Source organism: Streptomyces sp. NPDC045287, assembly GCF_056432325.1.
Genome location: NZ_JBWKJG010000006.1, coordinates 98,416 through 107,266, shown reverse-complemented (window position 1 = coordinate 107,266; position 8,851 = coordinate 98,416). Strand labels below are relative to the sequence as shown.

The window sequence follows — 8,851 nt, the reverse complement described above, 5'->3', positions numbered from 1 at the left end:
CGCGGGCCGCGGCCCCCCACCCCCCCCGGCCCCGGGGGGCCCAACCTCTGCGCGGGGACCCCCCGGGGCGGGGGGGGCGGCCGGCCGCCCGGCCGGGCCCCCCACCGCCCGTGCCGCCGGGAGCGGCGGCGCCCACGCCGCCGTCGGGGGCGGCCGGCCCGTCGCGCGACCCGTCCCGCCCGGGGCGCCACCGGCGCCGGGCCCGTGCCGGCCGGGGACGAACGGCGGGCCTCCCGGGGCCGGCCGGGGCCGGCCGGGGCGGGGCGCGGTGCTTCCGGCCGGTGGGGTCCGGCCCGGCGGTGCGGACGCGGACCGGCGGCGGGTTCGGGCCGGCGGCCGGCTCGGTCAGGGCGCGGCGGCCCGTGCTTCCCGCGCCCTGCCCCCCCCGCACGCCGTAGCCGTCCGCGCGCCGTGGCCGTTCGGACGCCCTGCTCGACGACGACGCCGACGTCCCCCGCCCCGACGTCCCCCGCCCCGGCGGGCCCGCCGGGGCCGACGCGCGCCCGCACCCGTGCGCGGGGGCCACGGCGATGCGGCCCGGCGACGAGGCCCGGCGGGGCGCGGTGCCGCCCCGCGGGACGGCGCCCGCGCCCCGTGCGTCCCGTAGGACGCCACCGACGCCGACGCCGACGGGGCGTCACCCCGCAGCGGGGAGGAGAGCGTCCGCGCCTCCTCGCCCCGGCGGTCCTTCCGCGTCGGCGCGGGAGCCGGGGCCGGAGCCCGGGCCGGTGCCCGCCGTCCCCCTGTCGGCGGCGCCCGCTACAGTGCCCGTGCGCATGCGTGTTCGGGACGCGTGTGGCGGAGCGAAGGGGAGGCCATGCACACGCGACTCAGGGATCTGGCCGAGGAGTTGGCGGCGGTCCTGTGGCGGGAGCACACGCTGTACCGCGAACGGTCGGGCGGCGTCGTCATCCGGGGCGAGCACGTCCGGCGGTGGATCAGCCTCTCGCCCCGCGGCACCCGCGACGACGTGCTCATCCGGGCGGGCCGCATCCTCGACGGCGGCACCACCGCGCCCGCCCGCTCCGAGGTGGTCGTGAGCCTCTCCGCGGGCCGGGACGAGCTGGCCGCCGTCTGCCGCCGCCTGCTGGCCGAGGCCGCCGCCGACGCGGAGCCGTCCGCGGCGGCACGGGCCGAACCCGCCCGCGCGGGCGGGCGGGCCGGGCGGCGCGCCGGCCGCGGCGAGGGCGGCGCCCCCGCGGGGCGTACGGGCGCGTCCCGCTCCGGCAAGGGCCGTTCGCGGCACACGGGCCTGACGTCCTGGGTCGTCCTCCTCGGCGTGATGGCGCTCGTCGGCGTCTACGCCTACCACGCCTCCGCCGCGTACCGCTGACCCCCCGCCGCACCGGCCGCCCGCGCCCGCCGCCCGCCCGGCCCTCGGCCGCGGCGGGAGGCCCGGCCCACGACCCCCGCCCCGGTCGAGGGCGGGGGCGCCGTGCTCGACCGGACCACCAGTTCCGTCGCCAGCTCCACCGGTAAACCGTCCGTCGGCTCGCCCGCCGCCAGCCGCACCAGCAGCGCCAGCGCCGCCCCGGCCATCTCCGCCAGCGGCCGACGCACCGTCGTCAGCCCCGGCACCGCCCACCGCGCCTCCGGCAGGTCGCCGAAGCCCACGACGGCCACGTCGTCCGGCACGCGCAGCCCCCGCTCGGCGAGCGCCCCGTACACGCCCGGCGCCATCGCGTCCGAGCAGACGCACACGGCCGTCGGCGGCTCCGGCAGGTCCAGCAGCTCCAGCGTCCGGCGCCGCGCCCCGTACTCCTCCGGCTCGTCGGGCCCGGTGCGGCGCACGTATTCCGGCCGGTGCGGCAGCCCGGCCGCGGCGAGCGCCTCGTGCCAGCCGGCGCGCCACGCGCATTGAACGTGCCCGGGCGCGTGCCCGTCGACCAGCGCGATCCGGTCGTGCCCCAGCGCCAGCAGGTGCCCGGCCGCCGCGCGCCCGCCCTGCCGGTCCGCCGCGCCGACCGACACGGAGCCCGGCGACGGTCCCTGCTCCGGATCGATCAGCACGTACGGCACCCGGTGCCGGTTCAGCCACGCGTGCTGGGCCGGGGTCAGCCCGTCGCCGTGGAACAGGATCCCCGCCGTGCCCCGGGCGGCCAGCCGGTCCAGCCGCTCCTGCCCCAGGTGCCGGCCGGCCGACACGACGACCTCCAGGCCCTCCGCGTGCGCGGCCCGCTCCACGCCGTGCAGCACCGCCGCCCCGGAGCCGTCCAGCGCGGACAGCACCAGGTCGACCATGCCGTGCGGCTTCGGGGGCCCGGTCCGGCGGCGGCGCACGTAACCCAGCCGGTCCAGCACCTCGGTGACCCGGCGGCGGGTCTCGGGCGCCACGTCGTCACGGCCGTTGACGACCTTCGACGCGGTCGGCACCGACACCCCGGCCTCGCGGGCGACCACCGCCAACGTCGGTCCGGCGGTGCTCACCGTGCGCGTCATGACGCTCCCTCCGAACAGCGTAGTAAGCGCTTCCTACCCTAGGTGTGCCCCATCTCGGCGGGAAGACCCGCGCCCCCACCGATGATCTCGAACGGCGGGGCCCGGCTCATCCCCGCAGCCGCTCCGCCACGGCGGCGACGGCGTCCGGACCCACCCGGCAGCAGCCCCCGACCAGCCGTGCCCCGGCCCGCCGCCACTCCTCCGCGCGGTCGGCCGAGAACGTGGGCCGGCCGGACCAGCGCCGCGCCGCCGCGTCCCACGTCTCGCCGCTGTTCGGGTACGCGACCACCGGCTTGCCCGTCACCCGCGCCGCGACCTCCACCGCCCGCCGCGCGTCCTCGGGCGCGCAGCAGTTCACCCCGACCGCGACGATCTCGTCCGCGTCGGCCGCCAGGCCGAACGCCTCCTCCAGCGGCTGGCCGGCCCGCGTCCGCCCCCCGCTGACGGTGTACGACAGCCAGGCCGGGACGCCCAGCCCGCGCACCGCGCGCAGCAGGGCACGGGCCTCCTCGGCGTCCGGCACGGTCTCCAGCGCCAGGACGTCGGGCCGGGCCGCGGCCAGGACCTCCAGGCGGGGGCGGTGGAACGCCTCCAGCGCGGCGGCGTCCAGCCCGTACCGGCCGCGGTACTCCGACCCGTCGGCGAGCATCGCCCCGTACGGGCCGGCGGACGCGGCCACCCACAGCGGTCGGGTGACGCCGCCCGCGCGGGCCTGCCGGGCGGCCTCGCGGACCAGGTCCACGCCGAGCGCCAGCAGTTCGGCGGCGCGGTCGCGGCCGATGCCCCGGCGGGCGAACCCTTCGAACGTGGCCTGGTAGCCGGCGGTCGTCACCACGTCGGCGCCGGCCTCGTAGTACGCGCGGTGTGCCGCGACGAGCGCGCCGGGCTCCTCGGCGAGCAGCCGCGCCGACCACAGGTCGTCGCCCAGGTCGTGCCCGGCGGACTCCAGTTGGTTGGAGAGCCCGCCGTCGAGGACGAGGGCGGCGGAGGGGGAGGCGAGAACGGCGGAGAGCGGGGGAGCGGGGGTGGTCATGGGCGCAAGGTAGCGAAGTCCGTCACTCCCGCCCCGTTGACCTCTCCGTAACGCGCCTTTACCGTTTCGCCGTTCGGAATTGCAGATGCTGTTCGATATGACGAACGGAAGGCGAGCGAACCTCACATGAGCCGCAGTCACGCCCTCAGCCGCCGACTCCTCCTCCAAGGCGCCCTCGCCGCCGGAGCCCTCACCGCCGCGCCCACGGCCGTCGCCCGCGCCGAGGAGGCCGCCGGCCCGGCCTCCCCCGGCGCCGCGGACGCCGCCGACCGGGCCGTCGCGGCGCAGGCCCCCGGCGCGCTGCACGGCCGGCCGTACACCAACCCGCTCGTGCGCAACCGCGCCGACCCGCACATCCACCGCCACACCGACGGCCGCTACTACTTCACCGCGACCGCCCCCGAGTACGACCGCATCATCCTGCGCCGCTCCCGCACCCTCCGCGGCATCGCCACCGCCGACGAGGCGGTCGTCTGGCGCCGGCACGCGAGCGGCGACATGGCCGCCCACATCTGGGCCCCGGAGATCCACCACATCGACGGCCGCTGGTACATCTACTTCGCCGCCGCACCCGCCCACGACATCTGGCGCATCCGCATGTGGGTGCTGGAGAACCGGCACCCCGACCCCTTCCAGGGCACCTGGACCGAGCGGGGCAGCATCACCACCGCCTGGGACACCTTCTCCCTCGACGCCACCACCTTCACCCACCGCGGCAGCCGCTACCTCGCCTGGGCGCAGCACGAGCCCGGCATGGACAACAACACGGCCGTCTTCCTGTCCCGGATGGCCGACCCGTTGACCCTGACCGGTCCCCAGGTCCGGCTCACCACGCCCGAGTACGACTGGGAGTGCGTCGGCTTCAAGGTCAACGAGGGCGCCGCGTTCCTCCGCCGCAACGGCCGCGTCTTCATGACGTACTCGGCCAGCGCCACCGACAGCAACTACTGCCTGGGCCTGCTCACCGCCGACGACACGAGCGACCTCATGGACCCGGCCTCCTGGACGAAGTCCCCGACCCCCGTCTTCACCAGCAACGACTCCACCCGCCAGTACGGGCCGGGCCACAACTGCTTCACCGTCGCCGAGGACGGCCGCACCGACGTGCTCGTCTACCACGCCCGCCAGTACAAGGAGATCACCGGCGACCCGCTGCACGACCCCAACCGCCACACCCGGATCCAGAGGCTCGGCTGGAGGCCCGACGGCACCCCCGACTTCGGGGTCCCCGTCGCCGACCGCACCTGACCCCTCCGAAGGAGCCTCCCCATGGCCAGGACGAGACGCCTCGCCCTGCTCGCGACCGCCGCCACGGCCGCCACCACCCTGACCGGCCTCCCCGCGGCTCCCGCCGCCGCCGACGGCCCGTACGGGCAGGGCCTGCGCCACTGCGCCGGCACCACCACCGTCACCTGCCACTACGACGTGGCCCCCGGCACCTACGACGTGACCCTCACCCTCGGCGGGGACACCGCCGCGACCACCACCGCCACCGCCGAGACCCGCCGCACGGTGCTCGCCGCCACGGCGACGGCGGCGGGGGAGCGGACCACCCGCACGTTCACCGTCGACGTCCGCACCCCGGAGGGCGAACCCACCGGGCCCGACGGGACGCCCGGCCTCGACCTGGTCGTCACCGGCGCCGACGGGGCCGCCCCGGCGCTCGCCGCGGTCCGCGTCACACCGGCCCCCCGCGCCCGGCAACTGTTGCTGATCGGCGACTCCACCGTGTGCGACCAGCCGGGCGACCCGTACAGCGGCTGGGGCCAGCAACTGCCCCGGTTCCTGGGCCGGGGCACGGCCGTCGCCAACCACGCCGACTCCGGCGAGTCCACCGTCAGCTACCTGGCGGACCCGGCCCTCTTCGACCGCGTCCGCGCCCGGATCCGCCCCGGCGACCCCGTGCTCGTCCAGCTCGCCCACAACGACAAGCAGACCGACGCCGCCACCTACCGCGCGAACCTCACCGCCCTCGTCGAGGGCGTCCGGGCCGAGGGCGGACGCCCCGTCCTCGTCACCCCCGTCGTCCGCCGCTGGTTCAACCGGGACGGCACCCTCGACAACGGCACCGCCCTCCTCGTCAACGGGCTCGGCGTCGACCACCCCGCCGAGATCCGCGCCCTCGCCGCCCGGCTCGGCACCCCGCTCGTCGACCTGACCGCGCTCACCAAGGCGCGGGTCGAGGAGCTCGGCCCCGAGGCGTCGAAGGCCCTCTACCTGACGGACGAGAAGCGCGACAACACCCACACCTCCGTGCGGGGCGCCACCGAGTACGCCCGGCTGGTCGCGGAGGAACTGGAGGCGCGGGGGCTGCTCGGCCACCGGACCGCGTCCTGACCCGCGCCCCGACGCGCGGTCCGTGAACCGCGGGCCACGGCCCGCGAACCGGTTCGCGAACCGGCCCGGCCCTTGGGGTCCGGGCCCGGAACGGCCGGTCCGGCGGGGGGAGCGGTCTCCTCCGGCCGAACCGGCCGTACGCCGGGGCGCGCGGTCGGTCACCCGGCGGCGGGTGCCGAGACGGTGCACGCCGCCCCGTTCAGGGTGAAGGCGGCCGGCGGCGTGTTGGCACCGGACCAGGCGCCGTTGAAGCCGAACGTCACCGATCCGCCGGCCGCGACGACCGCGTTGTACGGCAGGTTCGCGGCCGTCACCGACGTCCCCGACTGGCTGACGGAGGCGTTCCACGCCTGGGTGACGCTCTGTCCGGCCGGCCACGTCCAGCCGACCCGCCAGCCGTTCACCGGGGCGGTGCCCGTGTTCCGCACGGTCACCTGGGCGGTGAAGCCGCCGCTCCACTGGTTCTGCACCGCGTACGTCACGGCGCAGCCGCTCACCGGGTCGGGGCCCGGGCCCGGCCCGGGCGTGCCGCTCCAGCCGAGGGCCTCGGCGATGCCGTAGTAGGCGGGCTTGGGCCGGAAGCCCTCGTCGTACGGGGTGGCCGCACCCTCGCCCGGGAAGAAGTCGGGGATCCACGAGTCGGAGTCCGTGAAGCCCCACACGGTCACGCCCGTGCAGCGGGCCACCGCGACGCACGCCTGCGTGACGGCCTTGAAGTCGGCCTTCTGCTGGGCCAGCTTCGCCTCGGTCGCCGGGAGCTGCATCCGGATGTCGAGCTCCGTGATGGCCACGTCCACGCCGAGGTCGGAGAACCGCTTGATGTTCGCCTGGAGCGTGGACGGCACCTGGCCGACGATCAGGTGCGCCTGGAGGCCGACGCCGTCGATGGGCACGCCCTGCGCCTTCAAGGAGCGGACCAGGGCGTACATGGCGTCGCTCTTGGCGTTGATCCCCTCGACGTTGTAGTCGTTGAGGTACAACTTCGCCGTGGGGTCGGCGGCGCGGGCGGCGCGGAACGCGTCGGCGATGTAACCGTCCCCGAGGACCCGCTGGAACACCGACTGGCGGCGCGTGCCGTCCTCGTTGAACGGCTCGTTGACCACGTCCCAGTGGTGGATGCGGCCCTTGTAGCGGCCCGCCTCGGTGGCGATGTGGTCCGTCATCACCGTGCGCAGCGCGTCGGCGGTCCACGAGCCGTTCTCCACCCACGACGGGAGCTGGCTGTGCCACACCAGCGTGTGGCCGCGCACCTTCTGCCCGTTCGCCTCGGCGAAGTCCACCACGGCGTCGGCGCCGGACCAGCGGAAGTCGCCGCGGACCGGTTCGACCGAGCCCCACTTCATCTCGTTGCCGGGCGTGATGGAGTCGAACTGCCCGGCGGTCACGGACGCGTAGGTGCCGGTCAGCTTGGACGCGGTCACGGCGGTCCCGTAGTAGATGCCCTTCGCCGCGGCGAGGTCCCGCAGTACGGGGTCCGCGGTCTCGGCGGCGTGCCCCGGCACTGCGGCGCCGGTCACCAGCAGGGCGGCGGCCGACAGGCCGAGCACGGCTCTGCGTAAGCTCTGGAGCTTCATGGACGTCCCTCTCATGACGGCTTCCAGTCTCCCCAGAATTTCCGGAAGACTGCTGCAAGGTTTCGAGAGTGCGTCCGGAACGGTAGAGGCGTACGGGGCAACCGTCAACGGAGGTGGGGGAATTGGCAGAGGGCAAGACGTCCGGGGCCGCCCGGGGAAAGGTCACCATCACGGCCATCGCGCGGGAGGCGGGGGTCTCCGTGCCGACCGTGTCGCGGGTCGTCAACGGCAGGTCGGACGTGTCGCCCGCCACCCGCGCGCGCGTGGAGGACCTGCTGAGGGAGCACGGCTACCGGCGCCGCCCCGCCGCGCCCGGTGACCGCGCGGCCCTCCTCGACCTCGTCTTCAACGACCTGGACAGCCCCTGGGCCGTCGAGATCATCCGGGGCGTCGAGGAGGTCGCCCACGCGGCCGGCATGGGCACCGTCGTCTCGGCGATCCACGGCCGCAGCGGTGACGCCCGCCAGTGGATGCGCAACCTGCGGGCCCGCGCCTCGGGCGGCGTCATCCTCGTCACGTCCGTCCTGGAGCCCGTCCTCCACGAGGAGCTACGGCGCCTCGGCGTCCCCCTGGTCGTCGTCGACCCGGCCGGCTCCCCGGCCCTGGACGCCCCGACCGTGGGCGCCACCAACTGGGCGGGCGGCCTCGCCGCCACCGAGCACCTGCTGGGGCTCGGCCACCGCCGGATCGGCTTCGTCGCCGGGCCGCCCCGGCTGCTGTGCTCGCGGGCGCGCCTCGACGGCTACCGGGCGGCCCTGGAGGGCGCGGGGATCGCCGTCGACGACTCCCTCGTCGTGCAGGGCGACTTCTACCACGCGTCCGGCTTCACCGGCTGCACCGCCCTCCTCGCCCTGGAGGCCCCGCCGACGGCGCTGTTCGCGGCGAGCGACCAGATGGCCCTCGGCGCCATCGAGGCCCTGCGCCGGCGCGGCCTGCGGGTACCGGAGGACATGAGCGTCGTCGGTTTCGACGACCTTCCGGAGGTCCGCTGGTCGGCGCCGCCGCTGACGACCGTGCGCCAGCCGCTCGCCGAGATGGGAAAGACGGCCGTCCGCACGGTCCTGCGGCTCGCCCGCGAGGAGGAGCTGGACTCCGCGCGCGTGGAGCTCGCCACGGAGCTGGTCGTACGGTCCAGCACGGCCCCGCCCGCGAAGTGAGGGGCCCGGTCGGTCCGCCGCCGGAACCGGCGGCGGGGCGGAGGAGACGGTTCTGAGGAGCTCCTCGTACCGGAAAGATTCCGGTAATTACCGGAAGCGCGTCGCCCCGCCCTCCGGGGCGCCACCCGCGGCCGGGAAACCCCTCGCGCCCCCCTCCCCGGCCGACGCGTCCTGCCACAGCCCCTGTCCGCACCGGTTTCCGCCGGTCGGAGCGCCCGGAGCGGCCGCTCCTCCCGCTCGGTCACGGCCTGGCCGCACACGGCGTTCGCCCGGGACCCGCCGGGCCCCGTCGCCGCCCGCGCCGCGACGCC

General features: G+C 76.7%; 7 protein-coding genes. 4 read left to right on the top strand and 3 right to left on the bottom strand.

What is annotated here, in order from left to right; all coding sequences use genetic code 11:
- Window positions 1-817: 817 nt before the first annotated feature.
- Window positions 818-1,333 carry a hypothetical protein gene (locus AC07D6_RS12470; protein ID WP_479043699.1) on the top strand — a complete coding sequence of 172 codons (516 nt, stop codon included), beginning with the start codon at window positions 818-820 and terminating at the stop codon, window positions 1,331-1,333.
- Here AC07D6_RS12470 and AC07D6_RS12465 read toward each other — a convergent pair.
- Together AC07D6_RS12465 and mmuM are read right to left on the bottom strand one after the other, a co-directional pair.
- A complete protein-coding gene (locus tag AC07D6_RS12465) occupies window positions 1,306-2,439 on the bottom strand; it encodes a LacI family DNA-binding transcriptional regulator (protein WP_479043696.1) in 1,134 nt (377 codons plus the stop codon). The genes AC07D6_RS12470 and AC07D6_RS12465 overlap by 28 nt on opposite strands.
- Before the next feature lie 106 nt (window positions 2,440-2,545).
- The gene (gene mmuM, locus AC07D6_RS12460; RefSeq protein WP_479043693.1) at window positions 2,546-3,472 is read right to left on the bottom strand and encodes a homocysteine S-methyltransferase; all 927 of its coding nucleotides are present in this window, start codon (window positions 3,470-3,472) and stop codon (window positions 2,546-2,548) included.
- Between the two features lie 126 nt (window positions 3,473-3,598).
- Between mmuM and AC07D6_RS12455 the strand changes: the two genes are divergently transcribed.
- Both AC07D6_RS12455 and AC07D6_RS12450 read left to right on the top strand, forming a co-directional pair.
- A complete protein-coding gene (locus AC07D6_RS12455; protein ID WP_479043691.1) occupies window positions 3,599-4,720 on the top strand; it encodes a glycoside hydrolase family 43 protein in 1,122 nt (373 codons plus the stop codon).
- Between the two features lie 21 nt (window positions 4,721-4,741).
- A complete protein-coding gene (locus AC07D6_RS12450; RefSeq protein WP_479043689.1) occupies window positions 4,742-5,809 on the top strand; it encodes a rhamnogalacturonan acetylesterase in 1,068 nt (355 codons plus the stop codon).
- Between the two features lie 158 nt (window positions 5,810-5,967).
- Here the strand turns inward: AC07D6_RS12450 and AC07D6_RS12445 are convergent, their stop codons facing one another.
- Window positions 5,968-7,398, bottom strand: a complete 1,431-nt coding sequence (locus AC07D6_RS12445; protein ID WP_479043687.1) for a glycoside hydrolase family 10 protein — start codon at window positions 7,396-7,398, stop codon at window positions 5,968-5,970.
- A gap of 107 nt (window positions 7,399-7,505) precedes the next feature.
- Here AC07D6_RS12445 and AC07D6_RS12440 point away from each other — a divergent pair, with 107 nt between their 5' ends.
- A complete protein-coding gene (locus tag AC07D6_RS12440; protein ID WP_391654588.1) occupies window positions 7,506-8,540 on the top strand; it encodes a LacI family DNA-binding transcriptional regulator in 1,035 nt (344 codons plus the stop codon).
- Window positions 8,541-8,851: the final 311 nt, after the last annotated feature.